At 67.2% G+C, this 24,365-nt stretch carries 23 protein-coding genes and 1 pseudogene; 10 read left to right on the top strand and 14 right to left on the bottom strand.

The window, feature by feature from the left end; genetic code table 11:
• Positions 1-739 precede the first annotated feature (739 nt).
• Complete coding sequence (locus K6V06_RS19430) at positions 740-1,396, bottom strand: GntR family transcriptional regulator (protein WP_222245776.1); 657 nt, start codon at positions 1,394-1,396, stop codon at positions 740-742.
• A gap of 80 nt (positions 1,397-1,476) precedes the next feature.
• On the opposite strand from K6V06_RS19430, the gene K6V06_RS19425 reads away from it, so the two are divergent.
• The 3 genes from K6V06_RS19425 (at position 1,477) to K6V06_RS19415 (ending at position 4,476) form a co-directional block, all read left to right on the top strand.
• Complete coding sequence (locus tag K6V06_RS19425) at positions 1,477-2,238, top strand: enoyl-CoA hydratase/isomerase family protein (protein ID WP_222245775.1); 762 nt, start codon at positions 1,477-1,479, stop codon at positions 2,236-2,238.
• Positions 2,239-2,299: 61 nt separating this feature from the next.
• The gene (locus K6V06_RS19420; protein WP_370637511.1) at positions 2,300-3,298 is read left to right on the top strand and encodes a tripartite tricarboxylate transporter substrate binding protein; all 999 of its coding nucleotides are present in this window, start codon (positions 2,300-2,302) and stop codon (positions 3,296-3,298) included.
• A gap of 17 nt (positions 3,299-3,315) precedes the next feature.
• Positions 3,316-4,476, top strand: coding sequence for a CaiB/BaiF CoA-transferase family protein (locus K6V06_RS19415; RefSeq protein WP_222245774.1), 1,161 nt, complete (start codon positions 3,316-3,318; stop codon positions 4,474-4,476).
• A gap of 54 nt (positions 4,477-4,530) precedes the next feature.
• On the opposite strand, the gene K6V06_RS19410 is transcribed toward K6V06_RS19415, so the two are convergent.
• From K6V06_RS19410 to K6V06_RS19390, 5 genes are all read right to left on the bottom strand, one after another.
• Complete coding sequence (locus tag K6V06_RS19410) at positions 4,531-5,544, bottom strand: NAD(P)-dependent alcohol dehydrogenase (RefSeq protein WP_222245773.1); 1,014 nt, start codon at positions 5,542-5,544, stop codon at positions 4,531-4,533.
• 157 nt (positions 5,545-5,701) lie between these two features.
• Positions 5,702-6,685 carry a tripartite tricarboxylate transporter substrate binding protein gene (locus K6V06_RS19405; RefSeq protein WP_222245772.1) on the bottom strand — a complete coding sequence of 328 codons (984 nt, stop codon included), beginning with the start codon at positions 6,683-6,685 and terminating at the stop codon, positions 5,702-5,704.
• Positions 6,686-6,884: 199 nt separating this feature from the next.
• Complete coding sequence (locus K6V06_RS19400) at positions 6,885-8,276, bottom strand: type II toxin-antitoxin system HipA family toxin (protein WP_222245771.1); 1,392 nt, start codon at positions 8,274-8,276, stop codon at positions 6,885-6,887.
• Positions 8,273-8,611, bottom strand: coding sequence for a hypothetical protein (locus K6V06_RS19395; RefSeq protein WP_222245770.1), 339 nt, complete (start codon positions 8,609-8,611; stop codon positions 8,273-8,275). The genes K6V06_RS19400 and K6V06_RS19395 overlap by 4 nt, the downstream gene beginning before the upstream one ends.
• A 110-nt stretch (positions 8,612-8,721) precedes the next feature.
• Positions 8,722-9,723 (bottom strand): AraC family transcriptional regulator, encoded by a 1,002-nt coding sequence (locus K6V06_RS19390; protein WP_255581968.1) that lies wholly within the window; start codon positions 9,721-9,723, stop codon positions 8,722-8,724.
• Between the two features lie 303 nt (positions 9,724-10,026).
• Here K6V06_RS19390 and K6V06_RS19385 point away from each other — a divergent pair, with 303 nt between their 5' ends.
• The 4 genes from K6V06_RS19385 (at position 10,027) to K6V06_RS19370 (ending at position 14,809) form a co-directional block, all read left to right on the top strand.
• Positions 10,027-10,626 carry a (2Fe-2S)-binding protein gene (locus K6V06_RS19385; protein ID WP_222245768.1) on the top strand — a complete coding sequence of 200 codons (600 nt, stop codon included), beginning with the start codon at positions 10,027-10,029 and terminating at the stop codon, positions 10,624-10,626.
• Positions 10,623-11,600, top strand: a complete 978-nt coding sequence (locus K6V06_RS19380) for a xanthine dehydrogenase family protein subunit M (protein ID WP_222245767.1) — start codon at positions 10,623-10,625, stop codon at positions 11,598-11,600. Before K6V06_RS19385 ends, K6V06_RS19380 begins: the two co-directional genes overlap by 4 nt.
• A complete protein-coding gene (locus tag K6V06_RS19375) occupies positions 11,597-13,714 on the top strand; it encodes a xanthine dehydrogenase family protein molybdopterin-binding subunit (protein ID WP_222245766.1) in 2,118 nt (705 codons plus the stop codon). The genes K6V06_RS19380 and K6V06_RS19375 overlap by 4 nt, the downstream gene beginning before the upstream one ends.
• A 102-nt stretch (positions 13,715-13,816) precedes the next feature.
• A complete protein-coding gene (locus K6V06_RS19370) occupies positions 13,817-14,809 on the top strand; it encodes a chemotaxis protein CheB (protein WP_222245765.1) in 993 nt (330 codons plus the stop codon).
• A gap of 40 nt (positions 14,810-14,849) precedes the next feature.
• On the opposite strand, the gene K6V06_RS19365 is transcribed toward K6V06_RS19370, so the two are convergent.
• The 6 genes from K6V06_RS19365 to K6V06_RS19340 all read right to left on the bottom strand — a co-directional run bounded on the left by K6V06_RS19365 (position 14,850) and on the right by K6V06_RS19340 (position 19,926).
• Positions 14,850-15,518 (bottom strand): GNA1162 family protein, encoded by a 669-nt coding sequence (locus K6V06_RS19365; protein WP_222245764.1) that lies wholly within the window; start codon positions 15,516-15,518, stop codon positions 14,850-14,852.
• 9 nt (positions 15,519-15,527) lie between these two features.
• Positions 15,528-15,950, bottom strand: coding sequence for a DUF4810 domain-containing protein (locus tag K6V06_RS19360; protein ID WP_222245763.1), 423 nt, complete (start codon positions 15,948-15,950; stop codon positions 15,528-15,530).
• Positions 15,947-16,264, bottom strand: a complete 318-nt coding sequence (locus K6V06_RS19355; protein ID WP_222245762.1) for a hypothetical protein — start codon at positions 16,262-16,264, stop codon at positions 15,947-15,949. The genes K6V06_RS19360 and K6V06_RS19355 overlap by 4 nt, the downstream gene beginning before the upstream one ends.
• 9 nt (positions 16,265-16,273) lie before the next feature.
• A complete protein-coding gene (locus tag K6V06_RS19350; protein WP_255581967.1) occupies positions 16,274-17,224 on the bottom strand; it encodes a CsgG/HfaB family protein in 951 nt (316 codons plus the stop codon).
• A 178-nt stretch (positions 17,225-17,402) separates the two neighbouring features.
• Complete coding sequence (locus K6V06_RS19345) at positions 17,403-18,650, bottom strand: phosphatidylserine decarboxylase family protein (protein WP_222245761.1); 1,248 nt, start codon at positions 18,648-18,650, stop codon at positions 17,403-17,405.
• Positions 18,651-18,774: 124 nt separating this feature from the next.
• Positions 18,775-19,926: a citrate synthase family protein gene (locus tag K6V06_RS19340; RefSeq protein WP_222245760.1), complete on the bottom strand. Its 1,152-nt coding sequence runs from the start codon at positions 19,924-19,926 to the stop codon at positions 18,775-18,777.
• Positions 19,927-20,052: 126 nt separating this feature from the next.
• Here K6V06_RS19340 and K6V06_RS19335 point away from each other — a divergent pair, with 126 nt between their 5' ends.
• The 3 genes from K6V06_RS19335 to K6V06_RS19325 all read left to right on the top strand — a co-directional run bounded on the left by K6V06_RS19335 (position 20,053) and on the right by K6V06_RS19325 (position 22,925).
• Complete coding sequence (locus K6V06_RS19335) at positions 20,053-21,006, top strand: NAD(P)-dependent oxidoreductase (RefSeq protein ID WP_222245759.1); 954 nt, start codon at positions 20,053-20,055, stop codon at positions 21,004-21,006.
• Between the two features lie 84 nt (positions 21,007-21,090).
• Entirely contained in the window at positions 21,091-21,849 is a 759-nt protein-coding gene (locus K6V06_RS19330) for an SDR family oxidoreductase (protein ID WP_222245758.1), read from the top strand.
• Positions 21,850-21,938: 89 nt separating this feature from the next.
• Entirely contained in the window at positions 21,939-22,925 is a 987-nt protein-coding gene (locus K6V06_RS19325; RefSeq protein WP_222245757.1) for a tripartite tricarboxylate transporter substrate binding protein, read from the top strand.
• Positions 22,926-22,970: 45 nt separating this feature from the next.
• Here the strand turns inward: K6V06_RS19325 and K6V06_RS19320 are convergent, their stop codons facing one another.
• Together K6V06_RS19320 and K6V06_RS19315 are read right to left on the bottom strand one after the other, a co-directional pair.
• Positions 22,971-24,014, bottom strand: coding sequence for a DUF2235 domain-containing protein (locus K6V06_RS19320; RefSeq protein ID WP_222245756.1), 1,044 nt, complete (start codon positions 24,012-24,014; stop codon positions 22,971-22,973).
• 241 nt (positions 24,015-24,255) lie between these two features.
• A pseudogene (locus K6V06_RS19315) lies at positions 24,256-24,365 on the bottom strand (IS110 family transposase); the annotation flags it as partial.

The raw sequence follows: 24,365 nt of genomic DNA, 5'->3' as shown, positions 1-24,365 counted from the left end.
CGGCTTTCGTTCCGGGTTATCGCCGCTTCAAAGCCACTGGGTCCCCGCTTTCGCGGGGACGACAATCGGGGATCCAGCGGCGCGTCTATCCGTCGTCCCCGCGCAGGCGGGGACCCAGCGGCTCTCGTTCCGGGTTATCGCCGCTTTAAAGCCACTGGGTCCCCGCTTTCGCGGGGACGACAATCGGTGATCCAGCGGCGCGTCTATCCGTCGTGCCCGCGCAGGCGGGGACCCAGTGGCTTTCGTTCCGGGATATCGCCGCTTTAAAGCCACTGGGTCCCCGCTTTCGCGGGGACGACAACCGGTGATCCAGCGGCACGCCTGTCCGTCGTCCCCGCTTTCGCGGGGACGACAATCGGTGATCCAGCGGCGCGTCTATCCGTCGTCCCCGCGCAGGCGGGGACCCAGCGGCTTTCGTTCCGCGATATCGCCGCTTCAAAGCCACTGGGTCCCCGCTTTCGCGGGGACGACAATCGGGGATCCAGCGGCGCGCCTGTCCGTCGTCCCCGCGCAGGCGGGGACCCAGCGGCTCTCATTCCGGGTTATCGCCGCTTTAAAGCCACTGGGTCCCCGCTTTCGCGGGGACGACAATCGGTGATCCAGCGGCGCGTCTATCCGTCGTCCCCGCGCAGGCGGGGACCCAGCGGCTCTCGTTCCGGGTTATCGCCGCTTCAAAGCCGCTGGGGCCCTGCTCTCGCGGGGACGACATGGGAAGCGATTGGTCGTGGGACCGCACCGTTCACTGATTCGCCGCGTTCGCCAGCAGCACCAGATCCGCAATCGCCTTGCCGCCGGCGGAGACGTGCATGCGCATCGCTTCCGCTGCAGCATCGGGCGCCCCGGCGAGCACGGCTTCCACCACGGCGCCGTGCTCCCGATGTGAACTGGGCACCCGTGCCGCGCTGATCAGCCCCTTCTGCCGCCAGTAGATGGCCAGCCGCCGGCGCAGGTGCACGATCTGCTCGCGCAGGAAGGGGTTGGCCGCGGCCTGGTACAGCACCTCGTGGAAATCGCGGTTGGCCTCGATATAGCCCGCGGTATCGCCCAGATCGGCCACGCGCCCGGCTTGCTCGTGGGCATGCGCCAGCGCCTGCCGCCCCGCGTTGTCGATCCGCTGCGTCGCGAGCCGGGCGACGACCCCTTCCATCTCGGCCAGTGTCTCGAACATCGCCACCAGCTCTGCCGCGCTCGGCTTGTGCACGAAGATGCCGGCGCGCGGCACGATGGTGACCAGTCCCTGCGCCGCCAGCATCAATAGCGCTTCCCGCACCGGCGTGCGCGAGCTGTCGAACTCGTCGGACAGCGCTTTCTCGTCGATTTGCGCCCCAGGCGGCAAGGCGCCGGTCTGGATCGCGGCCACGACCGACTCGCGGATGCGGTCTTGAATCGATTGCACGGGTTTTCCCTCGTTGGTGTCTTGCCGAAAATATCTATAGGCTGGATAAATATACTACAGAGCCGAGGAGATATATCACGATGGAAGACCAAACGCCGCAACTGCATGTGGAGGGACGGACGGCAACCATTGCGCTGCGTCGCCCTTCGGTCGCCAACCGGCTAAGTCCCGAGGATCTGCGGGTGCTGCAGGCCCATCTGGAGGCGGTCAACGGCCGGGAGGAGGTACTGGTGCTGCGCTTCGTCGCCACCGGCAAGTACTTCTGCAGCGGTTATGACATCGGTGCACTGGGCGGCAACGCCGAGGAAGGGGCGGTCAACTTCGGCGAGGTGATGGACGCCATCGAGAACGCGCGGCCGGTCACCATCGCGGCCGTCAACGGCGGCGTGTATGGCGGTGCCACCGACCTGTGCCTCGCCTGCGATTTCCGTATCGGCGTGCCCCATTGCGACATGTTCATGCCGGCGGCGCGGCTGGGCCTGCATTTCTATCGCGGCGGGCTGGAGCGCTATGTGTCCCGGCTGGGCTTGAACGCCGCCAAGCGGCTGTTCCTGACTGCGGACAGGATCGACGCCGCGATGATGCTCGAGATCGGCTTCCTGACCGAGATCGTGGCCGAGGACGAGCTGCCGCTGCGCGTCGACAGCCTGAGCCAGCAACTCGCCGGCATGGCGCCCATTGCGCTGCTCGGCATGAAGCAACACCTGAACGCCATCTCCCGTGGCGCGCTGGACGGCGCTGCCCTCGCGCGCGACATGGCGCGCTCCGAAGCATCGGGGGATCTGCGGGAGGGTGCGGCGGCATGGAAGGAGAAACGCCAGCCCCGGTTCACCGGGAAGTAGCGCATGCAGTAGCCCAACCAGTAGCGAACCTCACAGACACAGCTACGGAGGAGACACCGATATGAAGACGCGCACAAAAGCAGCCGCCGCATGGCCCGCCCTCGCGGCCGTGATGGCCACCCTCGGCGGCATGGGGACGGCCCTGGCGGAATCGGAGGGCGCCTACCCCAGCCGCCCGATCCGCATCGTGATCGGCTTTCCCGCCGGTGGCGGCGCGGACAATACCGCCCGCCTGTATGGCGAGGCCCTCGGCAAGGAGTTGCGCCAGCCGGTCATCATCGACAACAAGCCCGGTGCGGGCACCACCATCGCGGCCGAGACGGTCGCGCGCGCGGCGCCGGACGGCTATACGTTGTACCTGGCCACCGCCAGCGTGATGGGCAGCGACAAGGTGCTCTACAAGACCATCAAGTACGAGCCGTCGGATTTCATTCCCATCACGCGCCTGGTGTCGGCGCCGCTGGTGCTCGCGGTCAACAAGGACAGCGGCATCCGCAGCGTCGCCGACCTGATTGCGCGCGCGAAGGCAAAGCCCGGCGCGCTCAATTACTCCTCCTCGGGCAATGGCGTGATCACGCATCTGGCTGGCGTCCACTTCAGCAAGCTGGCCGGCGTGCAGATGACGCACGTTCCCTACAAGGGCGGCGCGCCCTCGGCGCAGGCGGTGGCCGCGGGCGATGTGCAGCTGACCTTCGCTACCGCACCGTCGATCAAGCCGATGATCGAGACCGGCAAGGTGATACCCATCGCGGTGACATCGGCAGAGCGCTCGCCGGCCAACCCCGACTATCCGACCATCGCCGAGAGCGGCGTCAAGGGCTATGACCTGAGCGCCTGGTATGGCTTGTTCGCCCCCGCAAAGACGCCGCCGGAGATTGTCGACAAGCTGTTTGCCGCGACCGTCAAGGTGATGGCAAACCCGGACCTGAAGCGCAAGTTCCTCGCGCAGGGCGACGAGGTCGCGGTCTCCTCCTCGGTGGCGGAGTTCAAGCAATATGCGGAGCGGGAAGGCAAGATCGGCATCGATCTGGTGCTGTCCAGCGGCGCCAAACTGGATTGACGATGCAGGCAAGCCTTATGAACAACACCTCCGCCCTGCCCCTGGCCGGCATCACCGTGGTCGACCTGACGCGCGTGCTGTCCGGCCCCTACTGCACCATGATGCTGGCCGACCTCGGCGCGCGCGTGATCAAGGTCGAGCATCCGGAGGGCGGCGACGATTCCCGCCAGGTCGGCCCGTTCGTCGACGGGCAGTCGGCGTACTTCGCCTCGATCAACCGTAACAAGGAGTCGATCGCGCTGGACCTGAAGAACCCGGAAGACCGCGCGGTGCTGGACGCCATGCTGGCCAGCGCCGACGTGCTGGTGGAGAACTTTCGCGCCGGCGTGATGGACAAGCTCGGCTACAGCTGGGAAGCGCTGCACGCGCGCTTTCCGCGGCTGATCTATGCGTCGATTTCCGGCTTTGGCCAGACCGGCCCCTATCGCAACCGTCCGGCCTATGACATGGTGGTGCAGGCGATGGGCGGCCTGATGAGCGTGACCGGCGAGCTGGGCGGCAATCCCTCACGGGTTGGGGTGTCGATCGGCGACATTGGCGCCGGCCTCTATGCCACCATCGGCATCCAGTCCGCACTGATCCAGCGCATGCGCAGCGGCAGCGGCGAACGGGTCGACATCTCCATGCTCGACTGCCAGGTCGCGTTGCTGGAGAACCCCATCGCTCGCTACTCCGCCACCGGGCAGATACCGGCGCCGCTGGGCACGCGGCATCCGTCCATCACGCCGTTCGATCTGTTCGCCACGCGCGACGGCTTTATCGTCGTCGCGGTCGGCAACGACAGCCTGTTTGCACGGATGTGCGAAGCGATGGAACGGCCGGAGTGGATCGACGATCCGCGCTTTGCCACCGTGGCGGGGCGCAACGAGCATCATCTCGAACTGAAGGCAAGCATCGAGGCGCGGCTGGCGGACCGCACCACCGCCGAGTGGGCCGCGATCCTGGAGCGCGCCGGCGTGCCGCATGGCCCGCTGAACAACGTGCCGCAGTTGCTGGACAACCCGCACGTACACGCGCGCGGCATGCTGGTCGACATCGACATTGGCCAGGGCAAGTCCCTTCGCGTGGCCGGCAATCCGATCAAGCTGGGCGAAAATGCGGCGCCGCTGCCGGTGCGCAACCCTCCCGTGCTGGACCAGCACGGCGCGGCATTGAAGGCGGAATTCGAGGGCCGCTAGGGACGGCTGCCGGCAGCGATGCAGAGGTGGCGCCCGGCCCTGCGGGCGCAATCGTCACCACTCGACGACCACCTTGCCGAAGTGCCCGCCACCTTGCTGGAAGCGGAAGGCCTCGGCCAGTTGCTCCAGCCCGAAGCTGCGGTCGATCACTGGCCGGATGCCGGTCTGCTCCAGCGCGCGCACATAGTCCTGCTGCTCGCGGCGGTTGCCGACGATCAGGCCCTGCAGGCGGGCCTGCCTTGCCATCAGCACGGCGGTCGGGACATCGCCCTGGCGTCCGGTCAGCACGCCGATCAGCGCGATATGGCCGCCCACCCGCACCGCCTGGATCGACTGCGCCAGCGTGCCTGGCCCGCCCACCTCGACCACGTGGTCCACGCCGGCGCCTCCGGTCAGCTCGAGCACCCGCTTGCCCCACTCCGGCGTGGTCTTGTAGTTGATGACATCGTCCGCGCCCAGTTGCTGCGCCCGTGCCAGCTTGTCGTCCGAGGACGAGGTCGCGATGACCCGCGCGCCCATGGCCTTGGCAATCTGCAGCGCGGCGATCGACACGCCACCGGTGCCCAATACCAGCACGGTGCTGCCGGCCTTGAGCTGCCCGTCGACCACCAGCGCGCGCCAGGCGGTCAGTCCCGCGGTGGTGATGGTCGCCGCTTCGGCGTGGCTCCATCCGCGGGGCGCAAGCGTGAAATCGGTGGCGGCGCGCACGGCGTATTCGGTCGCAAAGCCGTCCGTGCCGTCGCCCGGCGTGCCGCGGAAGTTGCCGACCGGACCGGAAGGCAGGCCGTCGGGCCACTGCGGGAAGAAGCAGGACACCACCTGGTCGCCGCGCCTGAACTGCGTCACCCCTTCGCCCACCGCTTCGACCACGCCGGCGCCATCGGCCATCGGCACGCGCCGGTCCGCGGTGGGAATGCGCCCGTCCGCCACCTGCAGGTCGTGGTAGTTCAGCGAGGTCGCATGCAGCGCCACCCGGATCTGCCCGGGGCCGGGCTGGCCCGGATCGGGCAGCTCGGCAAGCTCCAGCTTGTCCAGTCCGCCGGGGGATCGCACGATGATCGCCTTCATGGTCGTTTCTCCTGTTCGGTCGTTGGTCGGGCCAGTCGTCCAGTTGACTGTCCGATCGGCCGCACGTTCCGCACGGTACGCCAACGACACCGCAAGCGACAGCGCCGAACAACGTACGGTGCCCGGCCATCCGGTCCCCCTGCCCGCTATGGCGTCGTCATTGCTTCTTCATCGCCTCGGCCAGCCGGGCGATGATCTCTCCCTCGCTCTTGAAGGCCTTCTGCGCATACGCGGTGTACTGTTCCGGCCCCATGTAATTGGTCGACATGCCGTACTGCTGCGTGACCGTCAGCAGCCTCTTGTCCTTCAGGGCGTTGCGAAAGGCGGTATCGAGCTTTCGCACGACTTCCGGCTTCATGCCGGCCGGCCCGACGATGCCGAACGGCGAGTTAGACCAGACCGGATAGCCGACTTCCTTGAGCGTGGGCGCATCGGGAAAATCCGGGGCGCGCTTCTCGGACAGCACCGCCAGCACGCGCAACTGGCCGTTCTTCACGTACGGCAGCAGCGTGTTGGTCAGCATCGCCACGTCGCATTGGCCGCCCAGCAGCGCGGTAATGGCCTCGGCGTCGCCCTTGTAGGGGACATGGGTCCAGTTCGACTGGGTGATGCGCGCCAGTTCCGAGATGGTCAGATGCTGGCTGCCATAGATACCGGTGGTGCCGTACGAGATGCCTCGGCTGGACGCCTTGGCCTCGGCTACCAGTTCTTCCATCGTCTTCCACTTCGCATCGGTGCGCACCGCCACCGCGAAGTTGTAGTCGGCGATCATGGAGATGTAGGTCAGGTCCTTCAGCGGGTCGTAGCGCATCTTCTGCACGTGCGGCAGGCGGAAGATCACTACCGGCGCCATTGACAGCGTATAGCCGTCGGGCTCGCTGGTTGCCATCTGGGTGGCCCCGAGCGTGCCGCTCACGCCCGGCTTGTTCTCCACCACGATGGACTGGCCAAGCTCGCGCCCGGCCGCGTCCGCCAGTGCCCGGCCGATCTGGTCGGTGATGCCGCCCGCGCCATAGGGCACGATCAGCCGGATGGGACGGTTGGGAAACTCGTCCGCGGCGAACAGGCGCGTGGCGGTCATTCCGCCGGCGCTCGCCACGCAGGCGGCGCCGGCAAGGCGCAGGATCTGGCGTCGTTGCATGTTGTCTCCTTTGTATGCTGTCGATCAGGCGTGGCCAGCCGACAGGTTCGTCAGGACGTCGGCACGGTGCGTCCGGCGTGCCACGGCGCCCTGGCCGTGGCGGGACAGTATGCAACGGCATGTGCATCGCGGGGGCGGCGGGACGGGTTTGTCCCTAGCGGGCAACGGCAAGCGCCAGTCGCCAACCGCCGGAAAGCGGCTAGGCCCGGGCCGACGCGCTCCTTTTGCGCCTTAGCAGCGACTCCACCAGCGGATGGCTCTCGAAATGCGCGAGCAGCCGGGTCTTCTGCTGCACGGTCAGCAGGGAGTCGGCGATCATCGCCGGCCAGGTGGCGGCTGCTGCGGCAACGGTGTCGCGCAGCACCTTCGCGGCGGGCTTTTCGGGGATCGCCAGCTCGGCGCAGAACCGCCGCAGCACCAGCGGGCCGAGGCCCGGCTTGGCCGCATTGCCCTCGCGCGCCTCGCGGACGGGCATCTTTGGCTTGCCGGACGACTGCGCCGGCAGGATATGCAGCGCATGACCGACGCGCCGGTTGTAGGCCGCATAGCCGACGATGTCGTAGGCCGGCGGCAGTTGCGGCGTCACGCCATCCGGATACCAGAGCCCGATGTTCTTCAGGTGCATGTCGGGGTTGCCCAGCATTTCGTTGACGACGATCCGGCGCAGCAATTCGTGCACGGCCGGCTCGCCCAGCGAGGGCGCGGCCATCATCACCGAGGCGACATCCAGGTACGACCCGCCCACATACTTCTGTTCCGGCGCGACCCCGAGCACCTGGGCGAAGTCCTCGGTATGGACACGCCTGCCACCCGGCGCGCGGTCATAGCGGGTCACCGCCAGGAAGTTGGTCCTGCGGTCGGCATCGCCCAGGTCATAACCATGCTCGACGGCCAGCTGCTCCAGCGGCGCCAGCCGCGCTTGCGTGACGGTCGCGCCGGCGGCAGCGGCAAGCCGCAGCGACAGTTCCTCCAGCTCCGGCAGCAGCGGCTGGCCGACCACCGGCAGCTTGGCGATGATGTGGGTGTCCTGCATTCGCGTGCGCCCGACATAGCGGCCGCCCTCGTAGATCACCCCGACCTTGGGCTGGACGCCCGACAGCGATACCCCGCTCTCCATCGGCTCGGCCGTCACCGACATCTCCAGCGAATCCGCGTCCTGGGTGACGTAGTGCGCCAGTTCGTCGCGGCTCAGCTGCAGCGGCAGTGCGTAGAGGTTGCCGGGCAGATCCCGGCCGCAGGCCGCCAGCATCTCGAAATGGTCCTTCGGATCACAGTGCCGCTGCGCGGCGACATGGTCGCGGAACACGCCTTCGGGCAGCAGGTTCTGGAAGAACGGCGGCAGCAGCCAGCCGTTGGCCGGGCTGTATGCGCCATTGAACAGCACCGAGCCGACGTCGCCCCACAGCGCCTTCTGGTGGGCAGGGTCGGCAGCGCGCATCGACAGCGACAGCGTCGGCGCGCCCGCCAGGTTGGCAAACGCATCGTCGGCGACGAAACGATTGACGATCTGCGTGTCGCCGAGCCGGTACTGGAACAGCACGCCGACCCGCTGGGCCTGACCGATGAAGATGCCGAGGGCCTTGACGTTCATTGCTGCGACGACCCCTGGTCGGAGGAGGAAGGCGCCGTCTGCTGCAGGCGCTCGCGCGCGGAGGCGACCACGGTCTTGACTGCCGGCTGCGTCGGCTGGAAGCCGGGCGGCGCGGCGAGTCCGGCGGCAGCGTCCTTGGGGACAATGGCGATCTCGTAGCCAAGGCGGTCGAGCACCGAGAGCAGCGTGGACACCTTGTAGTCAGCCTGGCCGCTCAACACGGCGGTCAGGGTGCGGCGGGCGATGCCGGCCTCCTCCCCAAGTACCCGTTGCGTGACTCTTGAGACGTGGAGCCGGTCCCGAAGGAAGCTGGCAATGTCGGCGAGACTTCGCATAGCATCATAGTAGGATAACTTACAATAATCATACTTTATTGCGCATCGATGGCCAAGCGAACACGTCGTTCATGGCGCAATAATCTGCGCAACTCTGGCTATATCCTACTTTATTGCTCGCGCCTGACGAAGTTTTCCCACTGCGGAGGGACTACCGCCCCGAATGTGGCGGGCCGCCATCCCTGTGGCAAGGCCGGTCCCTCCGGCGGTCCTTTCCGACCGGCCCAGGGTTCCCGCTGCCCATATTCGCGCGGGGAGCAGCCGAAATATCGGCGAAATCGCCGGCCGAAGTGGGACTGATCGGCAAAGCCCAGCTGCGCGGCGATCGACGCCACCGAATACTCCCCGCTCAGCAGCAGCTCTCGCGCCCGCAGCAAGCGGATCCGCTCGAGGTAAGCCATCGCCGTTTCGCCGGTGCTCAACTTGAACATGCGGGCAAAGTGAAAGCGGCTGACCTGTGCAATGTCGGCCATGTCCTGCAGGGAGACGGCGCCGGTCGACTCGTGCAGAAAGTCGAGCACCCGGCCCAGCGCGCGCGGATGCAGTCCTTTGACGGACGCGCAGGCGTTGGCGTGCCGCACATTGAACCGATACACCAGATGCGCTGCCAGCGCACAGGATAGCGATTCGGCGATCAACCGTTGCGCGGGATGGGCGTCCAGCTGGATCTCCCGCGCCAGCGTGAAGAGCACGGTTTCCGCGAACGCGTCGCGCACCCCGAAGCAATTGCACAGCACATGCTGTTCACCGGGTTGCCGCAGCACAACCTCGGCCGCCTCGATCAGCAGGCTCTGTGGAATCCGCGAGACCACGATCGAACCTGGCCGATCCCAGCTCCAGCGGGATTCCACGTGGCGAGGATGCAGCCCAAGGTTGCCCGGCACTACCAGGCTGCGATGGATCTTGCCCAGGCGCCGCTGCTCCAGTGCGGCATGGCCGGCCAGCCGCATGGCGAGGATGTCGTGGTCCAGCGCAGGGGAGATCACCGACCCTGCCGCGCGCCAATGGTGAATCTGAACGGTGACGCCGCCCCACGGCCTGCCGATGCTGCTCACATCCGGCGGGACCGGAAGCTGGGTGTCGATCTGGGGAGAGTTGGTTGCCAATCGCATCGAAAGTCCCCCATCGGCTCGTGCTCGCGGTGAGTTCCGTCCCAGCCTCCGCTCGCTTCGCATGCCAGCATATGAAGCGCTTCCCTCGTTGTAAACGACCCGCTAGAGGGGGACCGCACGTCAAGCGTCCCTGGTGAAGCGGATTCGAGGCGAAGCAAGATCGGCAGACCCGCAGCAATCCTGTTCTATCGGCCGGGCCGTGCGCCTCCTACTGTCAGGACGAGCGCCGCCTCCCCTGCGCCCGCTCGTGTCCATTGACGCCAATCGGCACCGGAATCCCGGGCCAACCAGAGAGGAACGTCCATGTCCAGTCCAGAGCTTCCCGACGCGGTCCCGCTGCGGCCCGAGGCCGCCGGTTCGCTTCACCTCGACGCCCCTTCTTCCACGTCCCCCCCGTCTGCGCCGGTCCACGGCACCCCCCACACTCCCGCCACGCTGTCGCTGCGGATGACGGTCAACGGCGCCCGCCACCAGATGGAAATCGATCCGCGTGAATCCTTGCTTGACGTCATCCGCGACCGGCTTGGCCTGACCGGCACCAAGAAGGGTTGCAACCAGGGCGCCTGCGGGGCCTGCACCGTGCTGGTCGAAGGCCGGCGCATCAATAGCTGCCTGGCATTGGCGGGCCTCTACGCGGACGCCGACGTGACCACCATCGAGGGCCTGGCGCAGCCCGACGGCGAGCTGCACCCGTTGCAGGCGGCGTTCATCGCCCACGACGGCTTCCAGTGCGGCTTCTGCACGGCGGGTCAGATCCTCTCCGGGGTGGCGTGCATCGGCGAAGGGCATGCAGGCTGTGCCGAGGATGTGCGCTGGTGGATGAGCGGAAATATCTGCCGCTGCGGCGCATATCCAGGCATCGTGGCCGCCATCACCGAGGTCGGCGGGAGGAAGCTGCCATGATGCCCTTCACGCTGGAGACCGCCCGCTCCGAGGCCGACGCGTTGCGCGCGGCGGCACAGGGCGCCCGCTTCATTGCCGGCGGCACCACACTGGTGGACCTGATGCGAGAGCACGTCGAACAGCCGGTGCGGCTGGTCGACATCAATGCCCTGCCGCTGTCGCAGATCGGCATCGACGCAGACGTGCTGGCCATTGGCGCACTCGCACGGATGGCCGACGTGGCAGCCCACCCCCTCGTCACCCGGCTGCATCCGCTCATCGCCGAATCCATCGTCGAGGGCGCCACGCCACAGCTGCGCAATATGGCAAGCATCGGCGGCAATCTGCTGCAGCGGGTACGGTGCCCCTACTTCCGGATGCTCGACGCCGCCTGCAACAAGCGCGATCCCGGCTCCGGTTGCGCGGCCAACGAAGGGCGGCACGGCGGCCATGCCATCCTGGGGCGCAGCGAACACTGTTGTGCCGCGCATCCCTCCGATCTCGCCGTCGCCCTCGTGGCACTGGACGCGACGGTGCGGGTACGAGGCGCTCACGGCGAGCGCGAATTTCCCGTCGAGGCGCTCTACCGGCTGCCCGGCGATACGCCGCACCTGGAGCACACCCTGGAGCCGGGCGAGATGATCGTCGAGATCCGCGTGCCACCGCTGCCGTGGTCGACCACCGGACGCTACCTGAAGGTGCGCGACCGCGAATCCTACGAGTTCGCGCTGGTCTCGGCTGCCGCTGCCTTGCAGGTGCGAGATGGCGTCATCGCCGGCGCACGGCTGGCCTGCGGGGGTGTCGGTACCCGCCCCTGGCGCATGCGCGCGGCCGAAACCTGGCTGCGCGGACATCCCGCCAACCGGTCGAGCTTCGAGGCCGCCGCGGCGATCTGCATTGCCGACGCGTCTCCCTTGCCCGGCAACCGGTTCAAGGTCGAGTTGTTGCGGCGAACGGTGATTCGGACACTTGAGCTCGCGGGAGAACGGTCATGAGCGCAATCCATATCGGCCAGCCCATCGCGCGCGTGGACGGCCGCGAAAAGGTGACGGGCACCGCCCGCTACGCCGCCGATTTCGATCAGCCAGGGCAGGCCTACGCCGTCATCGTCGGCGCATCGGTGGGAAGGGGCCGCGTACTCGAGATCGATGACGGCGCGGCGCGCCAGCTGCAAGGGGTGCTGACGATCCTCACGTACCGGAACGCGCCTCGCCTCGCCTATGCGCCTCACAAGGGCTTCATCGATCCAGCCGGCGGCGAGCGGTTGCATGTCCTGCAGGACGACGTGGTGCGCTTCTATGGACAGCCGATTGCACTCGTGGTGGCGCAAAGCCAGGCCCAGGCCGAGCTCGCCGCCGCGCTGGTACGGGTGCGGTACGCCGCGCAGGGCCCGGTCTGCGATCCGCTGGATCCGCGCGCCGAAGCGGTGGTCCCCCAGGCCCTGCGCGAACCGGGGCCACACGCCGCGGACCGCCAACGCGGGGAAGCGATGGCCGCACTCGCCGAGGCGGCAGTGAAGGTCGATGTTGCCTTCGATACCGCGCGCGAGAACCACTACCCGATCGAGCCCAACGCCACCATCGCCGCCTGGAATGGCGACCGGCTGACGTTATGGAGCAAGAGCCAGTTCGTGGTCAACGAGCAGGCCGAGATCGCCGCCATCTTCGGCATTCCGGTCGATCACGTCCGCGTCGTTTGCCCCTTCGTCGGCGGCGCCTTCGGCACCAGCCTGCGGACGTGGCCCCACGTGACGCTGGCCGCGGTCGCGGCGCGGGAAGTGGATCGTCCGGTCAAGCTGGTGCTGGCGCGGCGCCAGATGTTCCACCTGACCGGACACCGCCCCCGCACGCTGCAGCGGATTGCGCTGGGCGCAACCGCACAGGGCCGACTGACCGCCATCGTTCATGAGGGCAGCGGGGAGACCAGCCGGCACGAAGAATACGTCGAGGCACTGACCTCGGCGACCTCCTATCTTTACAGTTGCCCCAACGTGCAGACCCGCTATCGAGTGGTGCCGCTGGACACCGGCACCCCGACCTTCATGCGCGGCCCCGGCGAGGCGACCGGCCTCTTCGCCCTCGAGTGCGCCATGGACGAACTGGCCTGCGCACTGGGCATGGACCCGCTGGCGCTGCGCCGGATCAACGAGCCTCAGGTCGATGAAGGCAGGCAACTGCCGTTCTCCAGCCGCTCCATGCTTGCCTGCTACGAACGTGGCGCGCAGGCGTTCGGCTGGTCACGCCGCTCCCATCCTCCCGGCTCGATGCGCGACGGCCGCATGCAGATCGGCTGGGGGATGGCGGCGGCCACCTACCCGGTGTTTCACGCCCAGGCCAGTGCCCGCGTGCGCCTGCTCGCCGATGGAACGGCGGAGGTGGAAACGGCCGCCAGCGACATGGGGCCGGGCACCTACACGTCCATGACGCAGATCGCGGCGCAGACGCTCGGTCTTTCGCTTGCCAGCGTGCGACTGCGGCTGGGCGCGAGCGACTTCCCCCCCACCCCGCCGCACGGCGGCTCGATGACGCTGGCCTCGGTCGGGTCGGCAGTACGAAATGCGTGCCTTGCCGCCCTGGACCAGCGGCGCGCCGGCAGCAGCGGCGCGCAAGCGATCGAGGCCGTCGCCACGGCGGGACCCGACGCGGCCCTGCACCAGCGGTTCTCGATGCACGCCTTCGGCGCGGTGTTCGTCGAAGTCGCGGTCGACCCCGATGTGGGGACGATCCGGGTGCGGCGCGTCGTGGGCGCCTACGCCGCCGGGCGCATCGTCAATCCAAGGCTGGCGGCCAGCCAATGCAGCGGCGGCATGGTGGGCGGCATCGGCATGGCACTGATGGAACGCACGGCGCTGGACCCGCGTGATGGCCGGCCGGTGAACGCTCACATGGCGGACTACCTGGTGCCGGTCAATCTCGACATCCCGATGCTCGAGGTGCATTTCGTCGACGAAGTAGACCCACATGTGAACGACCTCGGCGTCAAGGGCCTTGGCGAGATCGCGCTGGTGGGCGTCGCCCCCGCGGTCGCCAATGCGGTGTATCACGCCACCGGGAAGCGGGTGCGAGAGCTGCCCATCCGCATCGAGCACATGATTGAAACCGGCCCGTGAGATCGGTAGTGGCGCCGTTGGCGAGGGAGAGAGATGGCGGCGGGCCCTTCCAGCGGGCCCGCAACTTGCGTGAGTCAAACTCCCGCAAGCACAGGAGCGTCCATGCCGCAACGCGACATCATTGCCCTCGCCAGTTCCTCCGGCGGGCTGGATGTACTTCGCACCGTGCTTGGCGGATTGCCGGCCGACCTGCCGGCGGCAGTACTGCTGGTCCATCATATCGGGGCGTACGAAAGCATCCTTCCGCAGATCCTGTCGCGCCACACCGCGCTCCAGGTCCGCCATGGTGCGCAGGGTGAGCCGGTCGTCCCGGGATCGGTCTACATTGCGCCGCCCGACCACCACATGCTGGTGCGCAACGGCCGCATCGAGTTGTCGCACGGGCCCAAGGAGAACTTCACACGGCCGGCCGCCGACCCCTTGTTTCGCGCAGTCGCCGTGGAGTACGGCAAGCGGGCCGTGGGTGTCGTGCTGACCGGAGAACTGGACGATGGCGCTGCGGGGCTGGTTGCCATCAGGGCCTGCGGCGGCTACGCGATCGTGCAGGAGCCCCTGGACGCCGTGGCCCCGTCGATGCCTTCCAGCGCGATGCATGCGACCGCCGTCGACGCCGTCGCGCCAGCCGCCGAACTGGCATCGGCGATCGTCGCGGCACTATCGGCAAGCGTATTGCAGGGAGAGCCAGCCATGGCAACGCGCAGGCAGATCGAATGGGAAACCGACATGACAAGGTATGGCGCCGCGCCCATCGCCCAACTGGACGAGATGGGCAAGCGCTCCACGCTGACGTGCCCCGAATGCGGCGGCACGCTCTGGTCGGTGGCGGGCAAACCCGCGCGGTACCGTTGCCATACCGGCCATGGCTATACCCGGATGGCGCTGCAGGAACACCAGGAAGAGGTGCTGGAGACGGCGCTGTGGGCCACGATCCGGCGGCTGCACGAGCGGATGGCGACCGCGCAGGCGGCCCTTGCCGCCGCGAACCAGGCGGGCGATGTCGGCCTCGCCCTGGAACAGCAGCGCCTGGTGGGGCGCTGCGAGGCGCTGGAGGCGGAGCTGCATCGCTTCGTCGAACAGGCGAGCGGGGGTGACTGAAGCCCCCTGGAGCCCGCCGCGCGACGCTTGCCACTCCGGATCAGAACTCGGCGATGTCCGCCTTGAACTTCGGATCGTACGGTCCTGCCGGAAGCCCAAGCCCGACACGCCCCACCGCATTGAAGTTCGCGGTTTGCGCCAACGGAATGTAGTTCGGCTTTGCCTTCTCGATCGCGGCTGCGACAGCGGCAACGATAAGGCCGGCAAGCCCGCCGCCTGAATTGTTGTTGGGCGAGTACGCGAGTTGCTCGTGGTGCGTCCACAGGGTCTGGCCGTCCTTCCCGCTCTTGAGCGTGTAGTCCAGCTCTACCGTCGTCGTGGTCTGGACCACCATGTAGCGCGAGTCCCAGCGATCGATCCGTATGTACATGACGGTGTCGGCCCCGAACATATTGGCCAGCACCACAGGATCATTGCTGTGCACCAGATCGGCGTCCGACAAGCCCTCGTCTTCCATGATCCGCTTGGTCAGGTGCACGGGGAACACGTAATAGCCGCGTTCGGCAATGGGACGAGAGATGGTGGACAGGAAGTAGTCCGGCGCATCGACTTCCACGCTACGGTTGACCACCGGCACAACCAGGACCGAACGCGGATGCTCCGCGCGGAATGCCGTGTAATCCGACCGCTTGGGAGTGGGCACGCAGGCAGCGAGGGTGGCAGCCAGCGCCAGCAAGGCAGGCAAGCGAAAGAACTGAAGATTCACCATATCCGTTCCTTACTGTCCTTTGCCGCCCTGGGCGGACGCATCGCCGACCGCCGCGGAAACATGGCTCGCGGCGCCCTTGTCACGCTGATCCAGCGTCTGCGCGCTTTGCAGCATCCGGTTCATGAAGCGGGCTGATTCCGGCCATGCGGACCTTTCCTTCTCGAAAAAGGCGACAGCCTCCTTGCCTTTTCCCTGCTCCAGCAGCATGTATCCGTATTCGGCATACATGCCGGGAGGAACCCTGGCGCCCGACTCTTCAGCCGTGGCAATGGACTGGTTCAACTGCTCGGCAAATGCCGCAGCAGCACCCGGGGTCTTGTAGTACGCATACAGTGCAGGCTCGTACGAGCCCCAGGCGTATTTCGACTGTGGTGCGCAAGCCGCGAGTGCGGACATGGCAGAAAGCAGGAGTACGGAACGCGTCAACGTCATGGCTGCTGCCCCGACGAGACTTCAATGCTGACCAACTCCCCGCCCGAGGCAAAGACACTACGGGTCAGGAGCGGACGGCCGCCTTGCATGATATCGATACGATGCGGACCTTCTTCGATCTTCAGCACCGACTGGACGCCGTCGTAGGCGCCGGCCTCGCCCATCGGCATACCATCGACGAAGAGCACCGCTTGCGCAGGGGCGCCAATGACGCGCAAGGTTGGGCGCCCTTGACCACTATGGACAGAGGAGTTGGGCAGCGCACAGGCGGCCAGGATCAGCGGCACGCATGCCGCCAGCAGAACGCGTTTCATTGAAGTACCTTATTCGGCGACGAACAGATTGGCGGTGGACTTTGGCAGGGTGCCCGAAACCAGCTCGGCGACCGAGCCCTCGTTGGTCTCGCTGTCCCCGAAAGAGGATTGCACCCGAAGCTTCGCCACCGGCCTCGGCGGCAGCGAGATCTGGAACCCGGTCTGTGCGCTCTTGACCTGCTCTCCAGCCTCGTACACCTGCAATTGATCGCCGACACGGATGCCCTGACGGGCGCCGCCGGAGATATACACCGTGCGAGCATCAGCCTTCAGAATATCGGTCTTCCATTGGCGCTCCTCGAGCTTCGTCATCAGACGGCCGAGTACATCCGAGATGGCGGCGGCGATGGCCTTGTCGTTTAGGGTGCCGTCGTAATCGGCCTTGCTGCCAAAGCCCGCAATCTGGCCCGACTCGGTGGACGCCTCGCCGGCGCCGGTGGCGGAGAAGAAGGCATGACCGGTCTTTACGTCGACCAGTCGAAGCTCAACCTTCGCATGCGCGGTCTGTATCTTGGTGCCGCTCAGGAAACCGTCCTTGCCAGTCGTGGCACGCCCGAACTCCGTGACCGAACCGAGGATGAGGGTATCGACGCCGATCAGCTGGCTATCCTTCTGCACGGACTGTTCCGCCTGGATGCGCCCCAGATCCGGACGCTCGAATACCAGAAACCGCTTGGATGCCACCAGTCGGCTGGCAAGAATGTCACTCGCCTGCTTGCCCAACGGATCACCGGCCTTGTCCGTGAAGAACGTCCGGCCATATCGGGTTTCGTTAGAGAAGCGCCCAATGGCGATCTTTCGCTTCAGTTGGCGCACGGGGGGCAGCGACGCTGCTTCCTGGGCAGCAATTTGCTGCTGCCGGGGCGCCGTGGCTTCTGCCGCCTTGGGCGGCGTCGTGACCGTGGCACAGGCCCCCAATGCCAGACAGAGTCCGGCAACCGATATGCTCCGCAACTTCATGACCTCTCCGTACCTTACAAATTGTTACTTTATGTACAAATGGTAACAGAGAGGCATTCGAAGCGGCGGCTGGGACGCACACCGTCACAGTTTTGCAACAGCAAACGTTGAAGCCCTTTGGTCCAGTTTTCCATGACTTTCGGACCGAGCGAAAGAACCCAATATCCCGCCGGGCGCCCTACACCGACGCGAGCCGCGTATTGACCTTGACGATCGGCGGATCCTCGATCCGATTCGGGTCGCAAGCGATGTCGGGCACCTTGTCCGGTTCGAACAGCACGCAGATCGTCGAGCCGCCGTACTGGAAGTAGCCCAGTTCCTCGCCCTTCTGGATCCGTTGGCCGGGCACTACTTCCACCACGCAGGACGAGACGTCGCCCATGCCGACGAAGACGCAGCCGATCTGCCCAACGGCGGGATTGCCGGTATCGATCACGATCACTGCCCGGGTCGCCATCGCCGTGATGTAGCCCTGCGAGTCGTTCAGCCCGTCCGGGTCGCGGCCCTGCGCTTCCGAGCAGGAGAAGTAGGTTCCCGCGATGTTGTAGGCCCGGACCACCGTGCCGCTGACCGGCGCATGCCAGCGGTGGTAGCTGTACGCGTTGAGGTACGCCTGGTAGACGGTTCCGCCGACATAGCGGCGCGCCAGTTCCTCCTCGGCGTGGCCGAGCATGTCGCGCAGCGAGTACGGCTGGCTCTTGATCCAGAAGTCGTCGACCAGCGCGACATCGCGGCGCAACGCGTAGGGCTTGGCCTCGCACGGGCTGACGATCACGCCGTCATCGCCGGCGCCCTCCACCGGCCGCTGGCCGTGCCGGAAGCGGCGGGTGAAGAAGTCGTTCCAGGACTGGAACCCCCAGTACGGCAGATCCGGGTGCGTCAGGAACTGCGACAGCCCGATCTTCTTGTCCGCTTCGGGGCTGAACCAGCCGTTGGGCGGCTCGGTGTTCAGATGGCCGCGCGAATGCGGGCCGCTGAGGAAGGCGGACCACGAGTCCAGCACATGCCGCAAATGCGCATTGAAGGCCGGGTGGCGGAACACCTGGTACCCGGAAGGCATGCACATCGGCCAGTCCACCACCGCGTTGAACGGGCAGACCACCATGCTGCTGTCGCTGAACGGGGGCGAATACGACATCAGGTAGTCGAGGATTCGCACCAGCCCGTCGATGTCCCGATAGCCGAGCGTATAGCCACAGTCCAGCGCCTCGTCGATGGCATTGGTCATGCCAAGCCGCAGCGCGGCGTCGTTGCGCAGCAGGTCGTGCAGGCCGCGCACGGCCTGTGCCTTCGGGTCGCCGCTGTGTTGCGCCGCCTCGCTCAGGCGCGCGCGGAATTCGGCGGCGGCCGACTCGTCCGGAGGGAGCCAGCCTCCCAGGCGCTTGTGCCGGGTCTTGCCCGGCGATTGCTCGGAGGATTGCGTCATCAGGTTCGCTGCACGCCGGCAACGCGGCGTGGATCGGTTGCGGAATGGCCCAGTATGGAAGGACCCCCCGCGCACCGTCATCCGTCCGAGTCTGACATCGGCACCGCTCAGGCGGTTTTCCCTTTCAGCGTGCCGGCACCGCCGCAGGCAGGATGCCGACATAGCGCCCGCGCGGGCGAATCACCTGCCCGACTCCCAATTGCTCCAGGCTATGGGCGAGCAGCCCGATGCTGCGCGCGGTGGCGAACATGGCGAAGGCGGCATCGTCGGGCAGGCCGCAATGGGCAACCAATGCCGCCAGCGCGACATCGATGTTGGGCTTGAGCCCGGTCAAGCCGGACGCCTGGTCGATGAATCGCGCAATGATCTCCGGCGGCTCGAAGCGCGCCAGCAGCGCCTCGGCGCGCGGATCGCCTTCCGGGTAGAGATGGTGGCCGAAGCCGGGCAACGGCATGCCGGTCGACAGATAGTGCGCGATGACCTGGTCCCCGCCCTGCCGTTCCACGTCGTTGAAGAGCGCCCGCACGCGCACCGAGGCATCGCCGTGCAACGGACCGGACAAGGTGGTGAGCCCAGCCAGCAGGCAGGCGGGCAACGAGGCTCCGGTCGATGCGGCGATGCGGGCGGCAAAGGCGGAACTGGTCAGCTCGTGGTCGACGAGCAGCACCATCGCCATGCGCAGCAGCTCCGCGACGCGCCCCGGTTGCTTCCACCCATGGGCGAAGCGCAGATGCAGCGGCTGCTGCCCGGGCTGCGCACCGAACGCGTTGGCAAGCTGTCCCACCAGCCCCTGCCCTTCGAGCTGCAGCACGCTGGTCATCCTGCCATGGGTGGAATGGCCCGAGGCGGCCAGCGTGCCGAGCGCACGGAATGCCGCCACGCGCCCCGGCGAGGCGGTGCGCGCGGACGAAGAGAAGTCGACCGGCTGCGCGGCGTCCCACAGCAGGCGGGCCACCTCTTCCAGCGTGGCCGAGCCAGCCAGCGCCACCGCATCCTGGCCGCGGTAATACAGACGCTCGCGCACGAAGGTGGAGAGCGCGGTGGGAATGCTCGGTTCGGCGCCGAACAGCGTGTTGGTGGCCAGCGTCTCGTGCTTGCGACCCGCCTGCTTGCGTCGGGCCAGCGTCGCGATGTCCTCGGCGCGATACAGGCTGCGCCGGGTGTCGCCGGGGTCGGGCGAGACTTCGATCTTGCCCCGGCTGACATAGGCGTAGAGGGTCTGGGGCCGCACGCCAAGGCGCTGGCAGGCCTCTTCCATCGATATCCAGGAACGCATGACAAGGCTCGTCGAATTTATTTTATGTTGATTCTATATATCAATATTGCCTTGTCAATCAATGGTTCATACCATGCAGCCATCCACACCATCCACAACGCCGAACAACGCCACGGGCAAGCCGACATGAAGCCGAAGATCCTGCAGCTCAATCCCATCCTGATTCCCGCCGCCAATGAAGAGCTCGCCGCGCTGTACGAGGTGCACCGGCTGTTCGAGATCGCCGATCCGGCGGCATGGCTGCGCGAGCACGGGCCGTCCATCGAAGCCGTGATTACCGGCGGGCATACCGGCATCTCGCGGGCGATGCTGGAGCAGTTGCCGGCATTGAAAGTGGTAGCCGTCAACGGTGTGGGCACCGATGCGGTCGATCTTGCCTATTGCCGGGAGCGGCGCCTGCCCGTCACCGCCACCCTCGGTGCATTGACCGAGGATGTCGCCGACCTGGCGATCGGCCTGCTGATCGCGGCGTGCCGCAACCTGTGCGCGGGCGACCGCTTCGTGCGCGACGGCCAGTGGGAGCGCTTCCCGCAGCCGAGCGCGATTCCGCTGGCACGCCGCTTCAGCGGCATGAAGGTGGGCATCGTCGGCATGGGACGGGTCGGCCGGGCGGTGGCGGTGCGCGCCGCCGCGTTTGGCTGCACGATCCGCTATATCGACCTCGCACCGATGGCCGATCTACCGCATGAATTCGTGCCGGATCTGGTACAACTGGCGCGCGTCAGCGATGCGCTGGTGCTCTGCGCGGCCGCCGACAAGGCCGAGGGGATCGTCGATGCCGCGGTACTGGACGCGCTCGGGCCGCGCGGCTTCCTCGTCAACGTGGCGCGGGGCCGGCTGGTCAACGAAGCGGACCTGGAAGCGGCGATCGCCGCCGGCAGCATCGCCGGTGCGGGGCTGGATGTCTTCGTCGACGAGCCGCGCGTGCCGCTGGCGCTGCGCCAGTCCGACCGCACTACGCTGCAGGCCCACCGCGCCAGCGCGACCTGGGAGACGCGCGAGGCGATGGCGCGCATGGTGCTGGACAGCGTGGCGCAGGCCCTGGCCGGTGACCGCCCCACCATGAGCCTGACCACCTGACAGGTCGAACCGGCACGGCGCGGCCAGGCGCCATGTGCGACACGGCCCGTACCGAACCCGAACCGATTACCGGAGGAGACCAGCTTGAGCACTACCGAACGAATCGCCCTTGTCACCGGCGCCGGCAGCGGCGTGGGCCGCCTGTCCGCCCTGGCGCTGCTGGCAGACGGCTGGACCGTCGTGCTGGCCGGCCGGCGCCCCGAGCCCCTGCAGGCGCTGGCCGCGGAAGCGGCCGCACAGGGCTGGCGCGCCGTCGCCATGCCGGCCGACGTGTCCGACCCCGACAGCGTGCAGACGCTGTTCGATACCATCGAACGCGAGTTCGGCCGCCTGGACCTGCTGTTCAACAACGCCGGCATCAACGCCCCCGCGGTGCCGATGGACGAGCTGCCGCTGCAGACCTGGTTCAATGTCATCAACATCAACCTGAACGGCGCCTTCCTCTGTGCGCGCGCCGCCTTCGGGCTGATGCGGCGCCAGTCGCCGCAGGGCGGGCGCATCATCAACAACGGCTCGATTTCCGCGCACACGCCGCGCCCGTTCACCGCCCCCTATACCGCCAGCAAGCACGCCATCACCGGGCTGACCAAGTCGATCGCGCTGGACGGCCGCGCCTTCAACATCGCCGCAGGCCAGATCGACATCGGCAATGCACTGACCGAACTGTCCGAACGGATGACGCGGGGCGTGCTGCAGGCCAACGGCACCGTTGCGCCGGAACCGATGATGGACGCCCGCCATGTCGCCGATGCGGTGCGGCATATGGCCTCGCTGCCGCTGCAGACCAACGTGCTGAACATGACCGTGATGGCGACCAATATGCCGTTCGTCGGTCGCGGATAACGCGCGCCGGGGACTGCCCCTCGCAGAGTCGACCCGAGTCGACCGAAGGGCCCCCGCGCCGACCACCGAAGGATTCACAGGAGACAACCATGCGCATCACCCGCACCATACAGACCATACAGGCCGCGCTGGCCATCCCCGCCGCCCTGCTGATCGCCGCCGGCGCGGCCTCCGCGCAGACCTGGCCGGCGCGCCCGGTCACCATCATTGTTCCCGCGCCGGCCGGCGGCGGCATCGACCTGATCGCCCGCGTCGTGGGCGAGAAGCTGTCGGTCAAGCTGGGCCAGCCCTTCGTGGTGGAGAATCGCCCCGGCGCGTCCAACAATCTCGGCACCGCCGTGCTGGCCAATGCGAAGCCGGACGGCTACACCATCGGCATCGTCGGCGGCAGCCACAACATCAACAAGTACCTGTTCAAGAACCTGGGCTGGGACCCGCAGAAGAGCTTCCAGCCGATCGTCTACACGCACGAGATTCCGCTGGTGTTCGCCGTCACGCCGAAGCTGCCCGTCAAGACGGTGCCGGAGCTGGTCAGCTGGATGAAGGCCAATCCCGCCGAGGCCAAGGTCGCCACGTCCGGCCGCGGCAGCGCGCAGGAAATGGCGGCGGAAATGTTCCGCATGGTCAGCGGCGCACCGATGGTGCTGGTTCCCTACAAGGGCTCGTCCGCGGCGCACCCCGACCTGATTGCCGGGCGCACCGTGCTGTTCATCGACACCATCAGCGCGATCAAGCAGCAGGCCGCCTCTGGCAACGTGCGCGCGGTGGCGGTGTCCAGCCGCAACCGCTCCCGCGCCCTGCCCGAGGTACCCACCGCCCAGGAACAGGGGCTGAAGGGCTATGACGCGGCGACCAACGGCGGCTTCCTTGCCCCGGCCGGCACGCCGAAGGAAGTGGTGGCCCGGCTCAACACCGAGATCAATGCGGTGCTCAAGCAGCCGGAGGTACGCGCCAAGCTGGAAGCGGCAGGCATCGAGATCCAGGGTGGCACGCCGCAGGAGTACGCCGAGCTGATCGCGTCGGACCTGGCCAAATGGGGCAAGGTCGTCAAGGAAGCCCGCATCGAGGCCGAGTAGCGGCGACGGCCGGCCCCCCGCTGGCGGGCTGGCCTCTCCTGCCATTCATGCCGGCACCGTGTCCCCGTCCGGCAACTCGAGAATGCGCTTGCGCAACTGCGGCTCGTTCTGCAGCAGATCCGAGTCCTGCAGGCGCTGGCGCAACCGGGGGTCGCATTGCAGACCGAGCGCGGTCCCGTCCCAGTGGCGGGCCTCGCGCTCGACAAAAAAGCGCGCGATGGCGTTGAACTCTCCCCAGGAGTCGTGGGGCACGCAGCGGTCGTAGTCCATGGCGATGGTGGCGGTCGGATCGAACTGCATGCCGGCCTGCATCGCCTTCCATTGCAGCCATCGCCCGGGCAGCGTGGCCAGCGCGCCGTCCTCGTAGCCGCCGCCCACGTCGGAATGCGCGCCGACGAACCAGCGCTGCTCGACGGGCCGGTCGGCCGGGCGCGGCGTCGACGCCGGCTTGCGAGTCCAGTAGGTCGGCGCATAGGGCTTGCGGAACTCGTTGGTCGCAAGCGCCTGATAGGCGTGCACCACGTGGTTGCTCAGTTCGGCATCGTGGAAGCGATAGAAGGACGAAAAGCCGGGCACGCTGATGCCGTCGACCGGAATGCCAAGCCGCCCCACCGTGTCCCAGACGCCAAGGAAATGAATGTCGGTCTCGTGCGAGCGCGCCTGCCGGAAGCGCAGCGCGCCCGGCGCGTCCGGGCCGTCGTCGTCGCGGTATAGCGCATAGGCCTCCGCCACGCCGTCGCGGTCCGGCTCGCGCAGCAGTCCACAGTTGCGGATCATGCCAGCGAGGCTTCTGGCCGAATAGGCGCCCCGGCTGAAACCGAACAGGAAAAGCCGGTCCCCTGGCGCATAGCGCTGGCACAGCCATTGATACCCTTCGCGGATATTGGCCGACAGGCCCGCGCCGAAGGCGCCTCCAGCGAGGCGGTCGATGGCCGACCACAGGCCCTGCCCCTTGGTGCCCACGCCCTCGATATAGCGGGTGTCCTGATGGTCGTTGTCGGTCGCGGCGCGATAGAGCGCATGGACATTGGTGCGGTCGTTCGGCTCGTTCCAGGTGCCATCGAAAAATACCGCCAGGTTCTTCGGCATGTTGCCCCCCTCTGCTGGCGCCGGCGCTGCCGCGCGGCGGCATCTCGCGTTTGTGGATGCCAGAATAGGAGGCCGAACCGGTTTTGCCAATCGATCGCCTGGCCAGGGTTGGCGTGTCAGGGGGCGCCCGCTGGCCCTTTCTCCCGGCCCCTCTCCCACCATGTGGGAGAGGGGAGCGAACCGCTGGTCTGCGCCATGACACGGTGTTCTCCCCTCTCCCGCTTGCGGGAGAGCAACCGTGTCAAGCGGGCGTGTTGTCCTGCCATGGCTGCCCGGATTTCATCATGGCGTTCAGCACGGTGAGCAGCTTGCGCATGCAGGCGGTAACGGCCACCTTGAACGGCTTGCCGG

Origin of the sequence: Cupriavidus sp. AU9028 (assembly GCF_019795295.1) — a bacterium.
Lineage (GTDB): Bacteria > Pseudomonadota > Gammaproteobacteria > Burkholderiales > Burkholderiaceae > Cupriavidus.
Note: the sequence above shows the minus strand (reverse complement) of the source record. Positions and strands in the feature narration are given on the sequence as shown.